General features: G+C 45.7%; 14 protein-coding genes. 2 read left to right on the top strand and 12 right to left on the bottom strand.

The genetic code is table 11. The features are described 5' to 3' along the window. Window positions 1-241 precede the first annotated feature (241 nt). On the top strand, window positions 242-484 hold the full coding sequence (locus P364_RS37320) for a hypothetical protein (RefSeq protein WP_152532695.1): 243 nt from the start codon (window positions 242-244) through the stop codon (window positions 482-484). 553 nt (window positions 485-1,037) lie between these two features. Here the strand turns inward: P364_RS37320 and P364_RS0110910 are convergent. From P364_RS0110910 to P364_RS0110850, 12 genes are all read right to left on the bottom strand, one after another. Continuing rightward, complete coding sequence (locus P364_RS0110910) at window positions 1,038-1,319, bottom strand: hypothetical protein (RefSeq protein WP_024630162.1); 282 nt, start codon at window positions 1,317-1,319, stop codon at window positions 1,038-1,040. A gap of 103 nt (window positions 1,320-1,422) precedes the next feature. Continuing rightward, window positions 1,423-1,728, bottom strand: a complete 306-nt coding sequence (locus tag P364_RS0110905) for a hypothetical protein (protein WP_024630161.1) — start codon at window positions 1,726-1,728, stop codon at window positions 1,423-1,425. Between the two features lie 144 nt (window positions 1,729-1,872). Then, complete coding sequence (locus P364_RS0110900) at window positions 1,873-4,920, bottom strand: glycoside hydrolase family 2 TIM barrel-domain containing protein (protein WP_024630160.1); 3,048 nt, start codon at window positions 4,918-4,920, stop codon at window positions 1,873-1,875. 183 nt (window positions 4,921-5,103) lie between these two features. Next, entirely contained in the window at window positions 5,104-5,934 is an 831-nt protein-coding gene (locus P364_RS0110895; protein WP_024630159.1) for a carbohydrate ABC transporter permease, read from the bottom strand. Beyond that, window positions 5,927-6,814 (bottom strand): carbohydrate ABC transporter permease, encoded by an 888-nt coding sequence (locus P364_RS0110890; RefSeq protein ID WP_024630158.1) that lies wholly within the window; start codon window positions 6,812-6,814, stop codon window positions 5,927-5,929. The genes P364_RS0110895 and P364_RS0110890 overlap by 8 nt, the downstream gene beginning before the upstream one ends. 148 nt (window positions 6,815-6,962) lie before the next feature. Next, the gene (locus tag P364_RS0110885) at window positions 6,963-8,255 is read right to left on the bottom strand and encodes an ABC transporter substrate-binding protein (RefSeq protein WP_024630157.1); all 1,293 of its coding nucleotides are present in this window, start codon (window positions 8,253-8,255) and stop codon (window positions 6,963-6,965) included. A gap of 348 nt (window positions 8,256-8,603) precedes the next feature. After that, window positions 8,604-10,373, bottom strand: coding sequence for a cache domain-containing sensor histidine kinase (locus P364_RS0110875; protein ID WP_024630156.1), 1,770 nt, complete (start codon window positions 10,371-10,373; stop codon window positions 8,604-8,606). A 19-nt stretch (window positions 10,374-10,392) separates the two neighbouring features. After that, complete coding sequence (locus P364_RS0110870) at window positions 10,393-11,940, bottom strand: response regulator transcription factor (protein WP_024630155.1); 1,548 nt, start codon at window positions 11,938-11,940, stop codon at window positions 10,393-10,395. Window positions 11,941-12,390: 450 nt separating this feature from the next. Then, window positions 12,391-13,287: an SMP-30/gluconolactonase/LRE family protein gene (locus tag P364_RS0110865; protein ID WP_024630154.1), complete on the bottom strand. Its 897-nt coding sequence runs from the start codon at window positions 13,285-13,287 to the stop codon at window positions 12,391-12,393. A gap of 15 nt (window positions 13,288-13,302) precedes the next feature. Then, window positions 13,303-13,965 carry an SGNH/GDSL hydrolase family protein gene (locus P364_RS0110860; RefSeq protein ID WP_024630153.1) on the bottom strand — a complete coding sequence of 221 codons (663 nt, stop codon included), beginning with the start codon at window positions 13,963-13,965 and terminating at the stop codon, window positions 13,303-13,305. Between the two features lie 99 nt (window positions 13,966-14,064). After that, on the bottom strand, window positions 14,065-14,853 hold the full coding sequence (locus P364_RS0110855; protein WP_024630152.1) for an alpha/beta hydrolase: 789 nt from the start codon (window positions 14,851-14,853) through the stop codon (window positions 14,065-14,067). Between the two features lie 201 nt (window positions 14,854-15,054). Then, window positions 15,055-15,888, bottom strand: a complete 834-nt coding sequence (locus P364_RS0110850; protein WP_024630151.1) for an AraC family transcriptional regulator — start codon at window positions 15,886-15,888, stop codon at window positions 15,055-15,057. Between the two features lie 132 nt (window positions 15,889-16,020). On the opposite strand from P364_RS0110850, the gene P364_RS0110845 reads away from it, so the two are divergent. Then, window positions 16,021-18,048 carry a beta-galactosidase gene (locus tag P364_RS0110845; RefSeq protein WP_024630150.1) on the top strand — a complete coding sequence of 676 codons (2,028 nt, stop codon included), beginning with the start codon at window positions 16,021-16,023 and terminating at the stop codon, window positions 18,046-18,048. The last annotated feature ends 3 nt before the right edge of the window (window positions 18,049-18,051 follow it).

Genomic DNA, 18,051 nt, shown 5'->3' with positions numbered 1-18,051 from the left:
GAAATAACTACCGTAGAAATACTATCGAGAATTATACATACAGGGTACTGAAGGATGATTTTGATTTACAAGAAAGGGTAGCGGTGTTGCACGTTTTAGAGGATCGGGAACACATCATTGACTAGGGCGGACCAACCAGCGAACACGGTGCATGTTCTAAGGTTATGGGAGAGGTGGGCTTAGATTTTAAACCTGTCTGAGTGAATTGTTCGGACCGGATTGGGTGTCAGGAGGTTTTTGTATGATGGAAGGCGTTATTGGCATGCTCGCATGGGTAGGAATAATACTCGGAGTCGCTTTTGTTGCCATAGGATTAGTTGAAGGGTCACGAGGAGAAGGAGAACGTTACAACTGGTCGGCCGTATTGAATGGAAGTCTGATTGGTGGAGTGTTTTTGTTGATTGCTTGTGCGTATTGGTTGTATACTCACTTACTTCAAACGTTAAAATCTTATCGAATTTCACGTAATCTGTATGCTTACTAAATGGTCCTTTGTAATTGCTACATTTATTGATGGCGAATCTAGCTGGGCCAGTTCCTGCATCACGAGCATCGTACCAATTTAGGAACGCATTCACATCACTCATTGGAAGATCGTATTCTTTTACCAAGCCAGTTGTCATCGTCACAACAAGAAAAGCGTGCTTTCCAGCTGGTTGTCCAGGTTGTGAAGGCTGCTCAGGTTCTATAGGTGTTGTACTATCTTGAATTCCAAGATCTACCTCAATGACTGCCCATTCAAATATTACGTTTGAATTTGCCATCAGTCTCCAACCTTGAGCAGTTATCGGCTGAGGTAAATTAATAATAGTAGTATCATACATTTTCACATCATATTTATCCATATCTTCCCACTGACCTATTATTTTACGCAGGGCCTAACTTACATTTTATAACTGAGAAAATGACCAAAGATTAACCTTTTTTCCTCTCCCGTAAAAAAAGAAACTCTCAGAAGAGGGCTTCTTTTTGTGTTTCAATGCAATCTAACAGGAGTGAAAAATCCTAAAACTGCTACTTTTACCACTCAGCCCAACTTAGTTGCTTCTCTTTTTGTTACGAATGGATAAATTCAAACTTAACAGTGGAATCATTAATCCCAATGCAGGAAAGGCCATATTCCATGACTGGTATCTGACAGATTGAATAACAATAAAGACAATCGCCAACAGGCTTATGATCTGTATAATCTGAAATCTGTCCAGATTACGCTTGAATGCCTTTTTAGAAATGATCCGTATTAAGAAATAGGCAACCAAACTATAAAAAACCACCATTCCTATAATGCCAAAGAAAACGATCAAAGCAGCATTGCCCAAGATCTGCTCCTCCTTCACTCAACTTCATTTCCTTAATTTTACCAGATGAGCGAAAGAGTGTCATCGGAATACTCGTGTCTAAACTCTCCACACCGCCCCCCATTTACTTTTCTTCACTTATCACGGTCGCGTTATAGATCACAATCCGCTTGCCATCCAGATCAAAAAGTACCTTATTCCCATACTCTGTATCCTGCAAATCAATCTTACCTTCATACGTATGAATCAACTCTCCCGAGTCACTGTAGACTTTAACCACGCGTTCCAGACCGCCGGAGTTATTGGACCGCATCGTTTTCAGCGCACGTTCACCTGAAGCCGTGTTGAAATACCAGATGAAGCATCCCACGATGATGCCTAATATGACGAGTATCGTTACCCATACACCTGTCTTTGCTTTTCTACTCAAAATAAGCCCCTCCTTCTATCCATGTCCAGTACAGTACGAGACAAGTAAGGTAGCGGTTTCATTGTCCATCAGCTCATAAGAAATAAAAAGAGGCCCCCAACTTGCAGAGACCTCTGTCCTTTAGCTACATCTTATATAGCCCTATTACAGCGCACGAATGACAAATTCAAATTGCAGCTCGCTGTCCGAAGCGATGCGGTATTCCGGATGAACCGGTGCACCCCAGCTATCGTCGCCCCCTACGCCCATTTGTTTGCCGGCTACCGTTACAACCGTATAATGCACCGGAGGTAGCTCATACGAATGTTGTGCATTCTCAAGCTCAAATGCCGTATATGGAGACACATTCAGCTCAACTGGAGCTGCAGAAGATTCAATTTTGAAGCCACGTCCCGCGTTGTCGGTCAATTTCGCCCAACGTACACCCGTGCGGTTGCCCGACTCCTGTGGTACAAGATATGGCGCGACGGTATCAGCTACCTTGCTGTTATGGATACCCAGTCGTGCGCCAAATGCACGGTCCACATAGTTTTCTTCCGGTCCCATCGCCAGCCATTCTACGTTTTCATAGTCCGGCGAAGTCTTGAAGGAAAGGGCGTGAATCGGAAGATCTGGCAAACCTGCCGTTCCTTTATACGTATTATGCACATGTACACTACCATCTGTAAGCACCGTATACGCCACTTTTACTTGTACATCTGTGGAAATATTAAGCTTGTACGCGAATTCGATCCGATAGTGACTCGGGTTTTGTTCTGCTTTCCAATTCACACATCTAGGCAGCAGACTTGCAGCATACCAAGCCCCAAGCTCGAAGCCCATGGCAGTACCCTTATCATTATCGGTGGTCGCACGCCAGAACAACGGCACTGGAGGCTGAGCAATCGTCTCGCGGCCTGACAGCTTCAGAGATACCATTGTACCGAAAGCTTTGGAGAACAGGACATGGGTTTGCCCAACCCTTACCCCGATATTAACGTCCCCTTCTACTACCTGAATTTCATTTGTCAGATTCAGATCCGACACCGCAGTTTCCGACTTGCCCTGAGTAAATATAAACTGTCCAAAGGCAACTTCTTCGCCTTTTTCCGCCCACAGCGTAGCCGCTTTTAAGACAAACGCGACATTCACTGCATATTCCCCACCAGCAAGAGATTCCAGATTAAGTGGAAGCTTCACAATAGTTTCGCTTTGTGGGCCTACGTTAACGTCCAGTTTTCCGTGCAGCACTTTGTGACCTTCATGCTCCAGACTGTATACCAGTTCGAATTCAGACGTGTCCGCAAACAAATTACCGTTAACGATTTTCACACCTTCCCGATCGGTGAACAGCTTGATGTTTTGGTACAGGAATTTCACTTCCTGCATCTTGGCAGACACTTTACGGTCTGCGTACACAATCCCGTCGCCACAGAACGAATAGTCCGAAGGACGATCGCCGAAATCTCCACCATAAGCTAGGAATTCCTTGCCGTAACGATCTTTTTTGTAGATAGCCTGATCAATGTAATCCCAAATGAAGCCGCCTTGGTACATCGGATATTTATCTTCCAGTTCCGTATACTTATGCATACCGCCAATGGAGTTACCCATGGCATGCATATACTCACAGCTGATATAAGGTTTTTCCGGATTAGCGTTAAGGAATTCCTCAATGTCCGCCGGTTTGGCATACATGCGCGATTCCATGTCACTCGTCTCGTTAAAGCGACGGTCGTGGAAGACTCCTTCATAGTGAACGAGACGAGTCGGATCTGCTGTTTTAAAGTATTGAGACACTTTATAAATGACTTCACCACCATGGGACTCGTTACCACAAGACCAGATGAGAATGGACGGATGATTTTTATCCCGCTCTACCATCGACACTGCACGATCCATAACGATGTCATGCCATTCCGGTTTATCACCAGGAATAACCCATGAAGGCTCAACTGCACCGAGCTTCTGCCACGAACCATGTGTCTCCAGGTTCATTTCATCTATTACATACAATCCGTATTCGTCACACAGTTCATACCACAGGCTTTGGTTTGGATAGTGAGATGTACGAACAGCGTTCATATTATTTTGTTTGATTGTACGAACATCCCATAACATGTCTTCTTTGGTTACAGCGCGTCCACGGCGCGGATTGAACTCATGACGGTTTACCCCTTTGAAAACAATACGTTTACCATTGATGTGCATCACTTTATCAATCATTTCAAATGTCCGGAAACCAACGGACTGAGGCACAACCTCCACCAACTCACCAGCTGCATCATATACACGAATGTACAATCGATATAAATAAGGAAGTTCCGCGCTCCACAGATTTACTTTGCCAATCTCCTCACGAAGACTCGCTAGACCATTGGTAACTTCAATACCACCAAACGTTTTCACCGTGTTGCCTTCAGCATCCCGTAGTTCAGCCTCCACTTTTGCCCCCGCAGCGGCTTTCCCTTCAAGCTTAAGATCAACGTTTAGCGTACCATTGGTATAAGACTTGTCCAGATCCGTTACAACCCGCACATCCCGAATATGCGCAGCCGGTACAGTATACAGATACACATCTCTGAAAATGCCGGAGAACCGCCAGAAGTCCTGATCTTCCAGCCAGCTGCCTGTGCTGCGTTGATACACTTCCACAGCCAGTTTATTCTCTCCGTCCTGAAGGAAGGGGGTCAGATCAAAATCGGATGGCGTGAAGCTGTCTTCTCCATACCCGACAAATTGTCCGTTGAGCCATACATAGAATGCAGATTCCACACCCTGAAACGAAATGTATACCGGACTGTTCTGCCAGTCTGTAGGTAAATGGAATGTGCGAATATAACTACCTACCGGATTCTGGTCCTGAGGTAATGCAGGTGGACGCAGATCGTTTAACCCATCCCAAGGGTATTGCGTATTTACATATTGAATCTGACCGTACCCTTGGAGCTGAATATGCCCCGGCACTTCAATATCATCCCAACCGTCACTGGAGAAGTCCTGCTTGTAAAAAGCTTCGGGACGGCAATCCGGACGGATGGCGTAATTAAATTTCCATGTTCCGTTAAGGTCGTAGCGCATAGCCATTGCACCGGATGCTTTCGCTTCTTCCATCGTGCGGTAATAACGATGATCCGAGTATGCGTTGAGGCGGTTTACTTCAAATACGCTCACATCGCCCAGCCAGTTGATATCTGCATGTGTTGCTTTCATTCGGCTCCCTCTCCTCTTGAAACAAATATATTTATTACTTATTCAGTGCAAATCCTTATTTTCCTTTTACGAAACAAACAGAAACAAACAGAAAGACAGAGGCACGCCATTTCAAGCGTCCTCTCCTCTCTTTTCTGCATTGACGTCCATTCAGACGCTTTTAAAAAGATGCATTACTTGAAATTACTTGACGGAACCTACCATACCCGCGACAAAGTGTTTTTGCATAATGAAGAATACAAGCGCTGTCGGTAATGTCGCGATGACGATGGCGGTCATGATAACACCATAATCCGGTGAATAACTGGAACCGAGGTTCGAGATTAACAGCGGAATCGTCTGTTGGTCTGGCGTTTGCAGCACCACGAGAGGCCACAGGTAGTTATTCCAGCTGCTCATGAATGTGATGATCGCAGCGGCTGCATATGTTGTTTTCATCGTTGGCATGTAGATCTTCAGGAAGATTCCAATTTCGCTCAAACCATCAATCCGGCCTGCTTCAAGCATCTCTTTCGGGAACATTTTGGTGTTCTGACGGAAGAAGAAGATCAGGAACGCTGTTGTGATGGTTGGCAGAATAACGGCAGCCATCGTATTGATTCCAATAAACGGTGCAAATCCGGAAATCGTAGCAAACATTCGGTATAAAGGAACCATCAGCGCTGCGAACGGAATCATCATGGACAGCAACAGAATGTTAAATACGATATCCCGTGATTTCGTCCGGTACACTTCGAATCCATAACCAGCAAGAGAACCGATCAACAGTGCCAAGAGTGTGGAAATGACTGAAACGATCGCCGAATTCCCCAGAGCCTGTACCAGGTTCGTCTGCTCCAGCAATTTGTTGAAGTTATCAAGGAAAAATGAGCCGGGAAGCAATCTGCCTTTGGTGACATCTACAGAAGCGTTTGTCGAACTGACGAGCATCCAGAAGAACGGGAAGATGGACACAAATGCAACGATGGACAAGAAGACATACGTGAATATACGTTTCGCTTTTGCTTTAGCCATTTCTCTCACCTGCCACTTTGAACTGGATAATGGACAATACGATAATCATCAGCACGATGGAATACGAAACGGTTGCCGCATATCCGAAGTCCGGTGAATATTTGAACGAAAGGTTATAGATGTACTGGGAGATGGACATCGTCGCGTTACCCGGGCCACCTTTGGTGATGTTCATAATTTCATCGAAAATTTGCAATGTACCAATCGTCGATGTAATGGAGGTGAACAGGATAATCGGTTTGAGCAATGGAACGGTAATTTTGAAAAATTGCGTGAAAGCATTCGCGCCATCAATCCGTGCAGCTTCATAGATCGACTGATCAATGTTCTGAAGGGATGACAGATAGAAAATCATGTTATATCCGGTCCAACGCCAAGTAACAGCGATTATAATCGTAATTTTAGCCCAGAACGGGTCAGTGATCCATTGAATCGGTTCAGCAATCACGTGCAGATTCATCAGGAATTGGTTCACCATTCCGTCAGAAGAGAACAGATATTTGAATACAACCGAGTAAGCAACCAGCGAGGTTACACACGGCAGAAAGATGGCAGTACGGAAAAAGCTGCGGAAGCGCAACGTACTGTCATTCAACAAAACGGAAATAAACAAACCGAGAATAATCATGACAGGCACTTGAATGATCAAGTACAGAAATGTATTGGAAACAGCAGTGCGGAACGTGGTGTCACTAAATAATCGTTTATAATTATCAAGGCCCGTAAATTCAAGATTGGCTCCTACACCAGACTTGAACGATAAGAGCAGCGCTTGCAGCATCGGATAGAAGTAAAATGCAACGATCCCGATAACAGCGAGCGAAATAAAAGCCCATCCAGTCAAATTATTTTTCTTTTGGAGACTGTCTCCTGTATTCATGGCTTTCACAGTATGGCTCCTCTCTCTCCCGTGCAACATAGATAGAACCCAGGGAGCCTTCCACCATGTCCGGGTCGGCTATTGCTTGCGCCAGACAGTGGAACGGCTCCGATGCTTCCTTGGGTTCTATAAGTTACCGTGGATCATCTTAGTGTAATTGTGTTTCAGCTTGTTTCTGTGCATCAGCTAGAACGTCATCAATCGCTTTACCGTTCAGGAAGTTCTGCATTTCAACAACCAGAATGTCCTCGATGGCATATGTGTTGATACCGTAGTTTACGCTAGGAATTTCTTGTGTCCATTTTGCAAAATCAGCAAATACTTTTTGTCCGCCGAAGAACTCATCGGCTTTATCAAATGCTTCGCCTTCTGCTGCCGGTTTGTACGTACCGATCGCACCAATGTTGTTCAGCAAATCTTGATACAATTGTTTGTCAGAACCGAATGTTTTACCCATGAAATCAGCAGCTTGGTCTGCACCAGCAACATTGTTCATGACGTACCATGAGCTACCACCCAAGTTGGAAGCATGTACAGAATTCGATTGTCCAGCCATTTTAGGAAGCGGTGCTACCGCCCATTTGCCGGATTGGGATGCTTCTTGACGAACAGATGGTGTAATCCAGTTTCCTGTAGGAATTGTAGCTACATCACCGTTGTTGAATGCTGCCACGAATTGGCTCCAGTCTGAGTTCAGCTTAACGATGTTTGCATCCATCATTGCTTTGTAGGTTACAAAAGCTTCTTTCAGGGCTGCATTGCCAGCCAGATCAGGTGTTTTTCCATCTTCCTTGGAATACCATGAACCTGCGGATTGGATCATCATGCGGATCAGACCCAAATCGTTGGGATCAAGTGTGATGAGATCTTTGCCTGTTTTGGCTTTTACATCTTTACCGATTTTGATGTAATCATCCCATGTGATGTCCTGAAGGTCAGCTGCTTTGTAGCCTGCTTGCTCCAGCAGATCAGTTCTGTAGTAGAGACCTGTTACACCGGAGTCAAACGGAACACCGTACTGTTTACCATCAAAAGCCGTAGGTCCCAGTTTGTACTCTGCGAAATCGGAAGCTTTAATTGTAGAGGACATATCTTTAAACGCATCAGGATATGCACTCAAAAAGCTTTGTGACCGATAGTCCTCAATCAGAACAATGTTAGGAAGACCACTGCTTGTTCCAGAATTCAGGCCGGTGTTCAGCTTCTGAATAATAGCATCTTGAGCATACTCAACGATGTTAATTTTCAGATCAGGATTTTCCTTCTGATATGCTTCTTTTGCTGCTTCCATTGCAGCTACGTTAAACGCCTTGTCCCAAGCCCAAATCGTAATTTCATTGGCGGTTTTTTCACCTTCACTTGCTGTATTTCCTCCACCACCGGAAGAACATGCAGACAATAACAGAACAGTTACGAGCATCAATACCCACATTTTTTTCAAACCATTCAACTCCCCTTAACCTCTTTGTTTGTAAATTGTTTACGTTCTCTGAAAGCGTTTGCTTTCGATATAATCATCTTATCATTCCCAAATCTTCATTCGTTAGTAATAATTTTGTGTGGATTTGTCATCTTATTGCCACAATGAAAACCTTTACAGAAACCGCTTGCATTAAATTTGTTTTATTGTAATTTCTTTTGATTTTGTACTTTTTTGATCCAAATATTTTCCAAGTCAGGCTTCGCACCAAAAAGACCCTCCCGTGTTGTCATTGACAAAACAGGAAGGCCTCCTATTGAAGCTGCTTTCACTTAAATAACGTCCTTGCTTTCACTTAAGCCCTATTGTTTAGCTCGTAATCAACGGGAGTGTAACGGTAACCCTTGTCCCCTCTCCCGGTTTGCTCATTATCGTTACACCATAAGGTGCCCCGTACAACAGCTCTATGCGGTCATGTACATTCCGTATACCGATACCGCTGAACAACTGCCGATTATTCTTCGGATTGGGCAGCGACTCACCCATGGAGAATCCTTCGATTCCGTCACCGTTATCCATAATCTCGCATATTAATGACTCTCCGGCTCTGGAGACCATTACATGAATGGTGCCTGTTTCCTTGGAAATGAATCCATGGAAGAAGGCATTCTCAATAAAGGGCTGAATCACCAGCTTGGGCACATGATAATGCGTACAGTCCGGAGCTACGTAAAAGGCCGCTTTAATGCGTCCTCCGTATCGGACGTGATTAATGAATACATAGTTTTTCAGATTTTCGACTTCTTGCTCTACCGTTATTGTCTCACTCACGTTACTAATCGTATTTTGTAATAAAGAGATTAGCGCATTAATGGTTTCGGCTGCCCTGTCCTTGTTCCCCTGCTGCACTAGAACTTTAACGGAAGCCAGAGTGTTGTATAAAAAATGAGGATTAATCTGGCTTTGCAGCGCCGCCAGCTCAGCGTTTCGCTGCTCTCGCTGTGTAAGTACCAGTTGATCCACATAGTCATGCAGCTCATCCAGCATGTAGTTATAGGCATGACCTAGCTGTCGGCTCTCATAACTTCCGCTGACCGGAATATAGTTGTCCAGATCACTTTTAGTAATATTGGACATTTGCTTCACGAGTCTGCGCAGTGATTTGGTGATTTGATTCGTAATTAGAAATACCAGTATGAGGGCAGCAGCCACAATGCCAGCGCAAATCAGAGCAACCGTCTTCATATCAATCAGCTGCCCCATTGCGAGATCCTTGTCGACGACGTTTATGATATAAAAACGGTAAAATGGCAAGTACTCGGACAATACTACACTGTCCTGATCCATGACTCGCGCATTTAACCCTTTTGCAGTTTCGTTATTATTCATTTCTCTGGCATAGGTCAGCATTTCAAGTTGTGTGGTACCGATCCACTCTTCCCGATTGGACGATACAATCTCACCTGCATCATTCAGGATAACCACATCGTTGCCTCGGCTCGTGAAACTGCTATAGAACTGACGAAATGCGTTCTCTCTCATAGTCACATACAATGTACCGTAGAGTCGATTTTCGGCACGATCCGTCAAGGCCTTGGTCGCTGAAATCATCTGCCCGGCAGTCTCATCATTCGTCTGATAGTCGTCAAAAATGATCCGATTCGGACTTGCCGCTGCTTCCAGCGTTATCGGCTGTTCTTTCAATTCATCCGCTGATAAACGAAGATGAGACCGATCGGTGGAATACGTACGCCCATTAATACCGCTAATCGTAATACCGACTTCATAGGACTCTGTGATCGACTGAATCCGGTCCATCGTTTCCCTCATATTATAATAGGATTTTGCCATCGTGAGGGAGTCACCCTCCCCCTCAGACAAATAACCACGGATTGCCCCGCTTTGGCTAACATTATTGGATACAGCTGCGATCGCATCGTTAAAGGATTCAAAGTTCGTTTTGATCTGGCTAAGTACCTTGGAGTTCGTAATACTGAACGTCTCGGTAAACAGCTTGGTCGACATATGAATCGATGTCCATAGAATGAGTACGGAAACAAGAATGATGCTGACCACCATAACAAGGAACAGTTTCGGAAAAAGCCCGAGGCGGGAAAATGCGTTCATCCATTTCTTCATTTATTTCTTCCTTCTGACGTTATGCCCAGAATTTTCGCCGGTATCGGCTGGGTGACAGTCCGGTAAATTTTTTGAACACCTTGCAAAAGTAGCTGTGGTCAGAATACCCTACCATACTGCTAATTTCGGAAATGGTGACGTCATCCGACCGGAGAAGTTCCTCTGCCTTTTCGATTCGAATTTTGTTCAAATATTCGTTAAAGCCTTCTTTTTTGTGTGAAGAGAAATAACTGGACAGGTACGAAGGATTAAAATGAAAATGCTTCGCTACTTCGGCAAGCCCGAGCGGCTGATCAAAGTGCTCATGCATATATTCCAGCAGCATTTTCATATTTGGATCACTTCGTCGTCCGCCCTCTCCACTAGTACATTCCTGTACCTCAGTCATGAATTGATCCAGCACATTCATGGCTTCCCTGAGACTAGAAGCTCCATCCACATGTTTGAAATAGGCGTATTTGCCCTCTTCCAGCGCAGCAGACTGAACATCCATATCTGCCAGGGTGATGGACACGTTAAAGATCAGGTTGCCCAAGAAGGACTTGATTTCGAACACATCTGCAATATAATCCCTTCCCAACGTAAGGGCATGCTCCTGCAAATATTCTCTTGCTGCTTCTGTTCGATTTCGCTTCACATGCTGCAAAAACATGTTCACGTTGAACTGGTACCCCGCAGGGTGGAGAGGCGGAAGTTCGCCATACACCAGAATAGAGCGATCCTCATAATAAAAGCGATACTCCATTAGTTTGATCAGACGCGTTCGATACACGTTTCCCATCTCTTCAAATGAAGAAAAGCTGTCGCTCAGCACCCAGCAAGATCCGTCCTGGGCTTCCTTGTTCTTGCTCGCCAACTCCTTAATCTGCTGCACCATCCATTCATCCTTCGAAGGGTCTACATTAAGGAGCACCACCGGTGACATGCCTTCGGCCGGAACGATTGCACACTCTACGTCAGGGAGCAAATCCCGTAACCTGTTCTCCAACTGCTCGTTATCCAGCTTGTGCACATGTACCTGTGTATCCTGCGGCTTATATACGAGTAAACGAAAGCATCGGTGAGGAAACGTCTCGCTAATGATATCCATCTCGTTACTCTCATCCAATGTAAAACCGGACAGCATCTTTTCCATCAGTTGCCCGAGCCTCCACCCATCATGAGAAGGCTCAAATTGCAATTCCGGAATTTTGCCAGCGGTACGTTGAAGCACTTGTAATAATTCATTGGTATCCAGTTTCGGTTTCAATATATAGTCTGCTGCTCCATTCTGGAGCGTTGAACGTACATATTCGAACTCACTGAAGCTGCTAAGTACAATAACCTCAATCTGCGGATGGCTGGCTTTTAACGTCCGGACAAAGGTTTCCCCATCCATCACAGGCATTACGATGTCCGTAATGACAATATCCGGCTGTAATGACTGTACCTGCTCAAGTCCTTCTTCTCCATTGGAAGCTTCACCTACAATCTGAAAACCTTCAGCTTCCCAGTTCATATGGTGCTTTATGCCTTGCCTTACAAGAAACTCATCGTCAACAATCAGCACCTTGCACAACCGGTTCATGACCCTTGACCCCCTCGTCTAATCTTTCTTCTATGTCTACAGGTTATACCATCATATATCGGATAGAATAGCCTTCCCGTGTTAGCGGTTACATTTATCTTAAAGTTTTGTACTTCTTTTTATATCTCAAAACGAACGTTTTATCAATGGAAACTCTCTTTAGTGTACACTATATTTCGACAAAATAAGAAGCCTTGGCCCGCCGTGAATCTTTTTTGGCGAACCAAGACTTCTTATCCGTCTAAGTTTAGATTGATTAGACTTTCAATACATAACATTCGATGACCATTAAAAAACCCCTTCTGCTTTAATTCTATTTTTTTTAATTTTTTTCAGTATATCGCTTTCACAAACACAAAGAAGGCTGCTGTTTGATCCAGCACCCTTCTCCATTGACATACCATTGTATATAAGAAAAACACACTCCCAGTAACACGTTCGTTCCTTCATTTATTTGCTATCCGACTGTATTACATTGCCAAACGCGTAGGTTTTCTGCCCTTTCACACCCGGTCTGACTACAAATAGAGATCCTGCATTCGGCGTCTCTAGCAGCCGCTCTTCACTAATACCAATCCGGGCAGTCGTAATATACAAATCCTCCAAATCCGGTCCTCCGAAACAACAGGATGTCACCTGATCCGCAGGTATCTCAATCTGTTGCAGCAGCTCTGCCGTATGCGGATTCCAGCGTGTAACTCTTCCTCCGCCCCAATGGGCAATCCACAGCATTCCCTCACCATCTACAGTCATTCCATCCGGAAAGCCAAATTCCTCCGGGATAGCAATAGCACTTGTCCGGTTCGTAAGTTCTCCAGCAGCAAGATCAAAATCAAATCGATCAACAGAACGTGTCGGCGTATCAATGTAATACATCGTTTGCTGATCCGGACTCCAGCCCAATCCATTGGACGTGGACACATCCCTGAACATCGTTCGAACAGGCTTTCCTTCCTCCAGACAATAAAATGCCCCCGTCTTGCTTTCGTTCTTCAAGCTCATCGTCCCTGCCCAGAAGCGTCCAAGCGAGTCACACTTCCCGTCATTGAAACGGTTATTGTCCTTGCCTGTTTCAGGATCCTCAATCGGCTGCAGCTCTCCCGTGAGCAGGTTATAGGTGTGGAAGCCACTGCGCAAAGCGACGACAACCTCATCACCATGGAATGGAACAACCGCACCTACATGCTCGCCAACATCATAGGCCTGATCTTCACCTGTAGTAGGATCATATACGTGTACCTTATACCCTTCAATATCCACCCATAATAACCGATTGTGTTCTGCATCCCAGCTTGGACCTTCGCCCAGCAAGGCCGGGGTATGTACTGCAATGTTCAAGTTGCTCATGCCATCACATCCTTTTTATGATTTGACGCCGCCTGACCATTCGAAATCAATGGCATCCAGGAATGCTTTGGAAAGAACCATATGGCCTGTTGCATCGGGATGAACCCGATCATACGTCAGCACGGACGTATAGAAATGATCCCAAAACGGTGTAAATGCAGCCTGTGTATCCACGAAAATGGCATCATATTCAGCGGCTACTCTGCGAACAGCTTCCCCGTATATGTCCATCGTAGCCCGCATCGGATCTTCCGGGTTGGCTTCCAAATAATAAGGAGACATTAGAACAAGTCCTTTCAACCCCGGACGAACAGAAGCAACCAGTTCACGCAGTGTAGATTCATACTCCTCCAGGAAAACATGCGAATCTGTAGATAGTGGATTGTCAAATTGACGCCATACATCATTAATCCCGATCATGATGGTTAGCCAGTCCGGTTTGAGATCAAGCACATCACGGTCCCAGCGCTGCTTCAAATCACGGATCGTATTCCCACTATTACCCACATTTTGAATCCGCAACATCAATTCCGGGTAGATGGAACGCAGCAGGGCATACACTTGTGCCACATAGCCATGCCCCAATCCAGAACTGCCCTCACCTACAGGATGTTCACGGCCACAATCTGTGATCGAATCTCCGATAAAAAGCAGCTTATCATTCTTTTGCAATTTCATTGTCGTTTTCTCCTTCGCTCTCATAAGCGTTAAAATAGGTGAGATCACTTTTATTCATATTTCATAATCAGGAAAGACAGAGCTCAGCCAGCTGCAAGATTACCACCCTTGATTTTTAAGCCAGGTCAGGCACAGGTCAGACCAGGCACGAACGGCATGGTTATCCTCTGCCAATCCCAGACCATGTGAACCTTTTTCGAAAACATGCAAATCATAGGGAATGCCATGCGCACCCAGGGCAAGCGCATAACGCAAACTGTTTTCCACCGGGACCGCCTGATCATCACTCGTATGCCAAATAAATGCTTCAGGGGCGTCGGCTTTCACCTGCTGCTCTGCACTGAAGGCCTTGATCTGTTCGGCAGTCGCATCTGACCCAAGCAAATTTTCACGAGAACCGGCATGTCCATAGGATTCCATCGTAATTACCGGATAACAAAGAATTACCCGATCCGGGCGTGAACTCTCTCGTTCAATAGGATCTTCATGATCTGGTTGACCCTCGTCATACAAAGTTCCCAACGTGGCTGTAAGATGCCCCCCCGCCGAGAAACCAAGCACCGCAATTTTGGAAGGCTGAATGCCAAATTGCTCGGCATGAGCGCGTACATATCGAATCGCACGCTGACCATCTGTCATTGGTGCCGGGTGCTGGTGAGGCGCCACGCGGTACTTCAGCACAAATGCACTAATTCCCGCACGGTTCAGCAATTCAGCGATTGGAGCTCCTTCGTGGTCGGCCAAAAATCCATAGCCCCCACCCGGACATATAATGACAGCGCTCTCGGAACCTGGCTGAATAAATGGAATCAGATGGGGCATTTCATCCTCATGGCCCTTGGCCGCATAAGGTGCTGCATGGTCCCATAGTGGTATAGTTGACGTCACTTCTATCATCCTCTCTAAATTCAACGGATACGTTGATCCGTATAATCGTTTTCCAATCTAAGGAATCGATACCATCATAACGGGAAGCACCCATACGCATCAATACCTTCCTGGCATCACTTTTTATTCAATTTGTAACAGGTTACACCGAATGTTCCTACTTGAACAGTGTTTTATAGCACATCGATTACCTCTCAATGATTAGTATAACGTTCGATACTGTTCCGGAGTTACGCCCTCAATCCGCCGAAATGTAGCCACAAAGTGGCTCGCATCCCGAAAACCAACCTTCGCTGCCGTTTCCTTGACGGTCAGTTTGCTGTTTCCTGTCATCCATTCTTTCGATTTGCGGATGCGAAGGAGTATGAAATAACTGTAGGCGGTCATGCCAAAGGATTGTTTGAAAAGGGTATTCAAATGCCTTGGCGTAATGCCTGGTATGGCGGCCATCTGTTCAAGGCCAATATCGGGATCGGCGTAGTGTTCATTCATAAATGAAATTAACGGAGCCAGCCGTTCCACGGCATGCGAGATCGAAGAACGACTGCCCGTCATGCCATGCTTTTTGAGCAAAATCAGAAATCGGTACATGTCCGCTGACGCTTCCAAGCCGGATAAATCCTGATCACTGCTGATGGAGCCCAGCACTTCCCTGCCATAGTATTCAAGCGGGCTCTCCGAATCCCATTGATGAAGGGCAGCCTCCCCCAAACCAAGAGATTCTGTGATGGCCGGACACTGGGCACCTCCAAATGTAATGTAAAGTGTCTGCCACTCTCCCTGCGAGGGTACATACTCATGCGGCTCATTCGGCGGCAGCAAAATGCCGGACGTCTCTCCCAGCAGTACAGTTGAACCTGCAAATCTGAACTCTCCGGCCCCCTTTACCGTCTGAAGCCAGTGATAGCAGGGATAGCCTGCTGGTCTGGAGACACTCTCCTGATTTCCGTTATATCCGATGCTCTCGATATAGATCGGAAGTGGCTGATCCCGCGAAGTCATTAAATAGCGCCGATGGTCGGGTGAGATAAGCATAGGGATTCCTCCTTTGAACAAAATCCACAATTCCAGTTCCATATTCTTATATATCTCATTACTTTTATTATATTTTAAAAGTCCTATGAATCCTATAATATAGAATTATTATTATACAAGAGGTGAACACATTTGATTAGCAGCAAATTACCCAAAATGTTCTACGGCGGCGATTACAACCCTGAACAATGGGATCATGAGACCCATCTTGAAGACTTGCGCATGTTCAAATTGGCAGGTATTGATATTGCGACCATTAACGTATTTTCCTGGGCACTGATTCAGCCGGATGAAGTCACTTACCATTTTGAAGAACTTGACCAATATATTAATAATCTTTATGAAAGCGGTATCTATACCTGCCTCGCAACAAGTACGGCGGCGCATCCGGCATGGATGGCGAAAAAATATCCGGATGTGCTCCGTGTAGATACCAATGGACGCAAGCGTAAATTTGGAGGACGTCACAATTCCTGTCCAAACAGTCCAACCTATCGCAAATATTCGGAGAAAATTGCAGACAAACTCGCAGAGCGGTACAAAGATCATCCCGCAGTTCTTGTCTGGCATGTCTCCAATGAATACAGTGACGATTGTTACTGCGACAACTGCGAGAAAGCTTTCCGCGTGTGGCTGAAAGAACGTTACCAGACGTTGGATCAGGTCAACAAGGCTTGGAACACCAATTTCTGGGGTCATACGTTCTACGATTGGGACGAGATCGTACTGCCAAGTAACCTTAGCGAGCATTCGGGCAACAACAGTTCTACATTTCAGGGGATTTCGCTCGATTACTCTCGTTTTAACTCGGACAGCAGCCTTGCCTGCTATCGTCTGGAGTATGATGCCATCAAAAAACATATTCCCGATTCAGTTGTTACAACTAATCTGATGGGCTTCTACAAACCGCTGGACTACTTCAAATGGGCTAAGCATATGGATATCATTTCTTGGGACAGTTATCCCGGCCTGGCAACGCCGGTCAGTTACACCGCTATGGCCCATGATTTGATGCGTGGACTGAAGGACGGTCAACCGTTCATGCTGATGGAGCAGACACCCAGCCAGCAGAACTGGCAGCCTTATAACTCACTGAAACGTCCCGGTGTCATGCGTCTGTGGAGTTACCAGTCCGTGGCTCACGGCGCGGATACGATCATGTTCTTCCAGCTTCGCCGTTCCATCGGCGCCTGCGAGAAGTACCACGGCGCTGTAATTGAACACGTAGGCCATGAGAATACGCGCGTGTTCCGTGAAGTCTCAGAGCTGGGCAAGGAATTGCAGCTGCTCGGTAACAAGACGCTGGATGCCACCGTTGATGCGAAAGTGGCAATTGTGTTCGACTGGGAAAACTGGTGGGCAATTGAGAAATCAAGCGGACCTACCGTTGCACTGAACTATGTAGACCAAATTCACAAATACTACGCCGCCTTCTTCCGCCGCAACATTCAGGTGGACATCGTTAGTGTGGATACGGATATCAGCAAATACGACATCGTTCTCGCTCCAGTACTCTACATGGTGAAACCCGGCTTTGCAGCCAAACTGGAGAAATTCGTTGAAGCAGGCGGTACAATCCTGACAACCTTCTTCAGTGGTATCGTTAATGAAAGTGACATCGTAACAACTGGTGGTTACCCGGGTGAACTTCGCAAACTGCTCGGGATCTGGGTCGAAGAAATTGATGCCCTGCTGCCTGAGCAAAAAAACAGTATTGTCCTGAAAGAGGCTTATGGTGATCTTCAAGGAGAATATGGTTGTGGCATGCTGTGTGACCTGCTGCACAGTGAAGGCGCTGAAGTCATCGCCGAGTATGGAGACGATTTCTATAAAGGTATGCCTGTCGTGACACGTAACACATTCGGTCAAGGTGAAGCCTGGTATGTAGCTTCCGATCCGGAAGACCGATTCCTGGACGATTTACTGGGACAACTGGCTGCAGTCAAAAATATTGATTCCCTTCTGAATACTCCGGAAGGTGTTGAAGTGACTGCACGTACCAAGGATGGACAGCAGTACCTGTTTGTCATGAATCACAATGCTGCTGCCCAATCTTATGATCTCGGCAAGGCTAAGGCTCATGATTTGCTTACAGATCGGTCCCTTTCAGGTACGATTGAGATTGAAGGCCGCGGTGTGCAGCTGCTTGAAATGAAATAATTT

The sequence above is a fragment of the Paenibacillus sp. MAEPY2 genome (assembly GCF_000499205.1).
Classification (GTDB): Bacteria; Bacillota; Bacilli; order Paenibacillales; family Paenibacillaceae; genus Paenibacillus; species Paenibacillus vandeheii.
The sequence above is the reverse complement of the archived record's forward strand: the minus strand, read 5'-3'. Positions and strand labels throughout refer to the sequence as shown.

Excerpts from the sequence above, each read along its gene's own strand:
- P364_RS37320 (WP_152532695.1), top strand. The coding sequence starts at position 242 with ATGATGGAAGGCGTTATTGGCATGCTCGCATGGGTAGGAATAATACTC.
- P364_RS0110900 (WP_024630160.1), bottom strand. The coding sequence starts at position 4,920 with ATGAAAGCAACACATGCAGATATCAACTGGCTGGGCGATGTGAGCGTA.
- P364_RS0110895 (WP_024630159.1), bottom strand. The coding sequence starts at position 5,934 with ATGGCTAAAGCAAAAGCGAAACGTATATTCACGTATGTCTTCTTGTCC.
- P364_RS0110890 (WP_024630158.1), bottom strand. The coding sequence starts at position 6,814 with ATGAATACAGGAGACAGTCTCCAAAAGAAAAATAATTTGACTGGATGG.
- P364_RS0110875 (WP_024630156.1), bottom strand. The coding sequence starts at position 10,373 with ATGAAGAAATGGATGAACGCATTTTCCCGCCTCGGGCTTTTTCCGAAA.
- P364_RS0110870 (WP_024630155.1), bottom strand. The coding sequence starts at position 11,940 with ATGAACCGGTTGTGCAAGGTGCTGATTGTTGACGATGAGTTTCTTGTA.
- P364_RS0110865 (WP_024630154.1), bottom strand. The coding sequence starts at position 13,287 with ATGAGCAACTTGAACATTGCAGTACATACCCCGGCCTTGCTGGGCGAA.
- P364_RS0110860 (WP_024630153.1), bottom strand. The coding sequence starts at position 13,965 with ATGAAATTGCAAAAGAATGATAAGCTGCTTTTTATCGGAGATTCGATC.
- P364_RS0110850 (WP_024630151.1), bottom strand. The coding sequence starts at position 15,888 with ATGCTTATCTCACCCGACCATCGGCGCTATTTAATGACTTCGCGGGAT.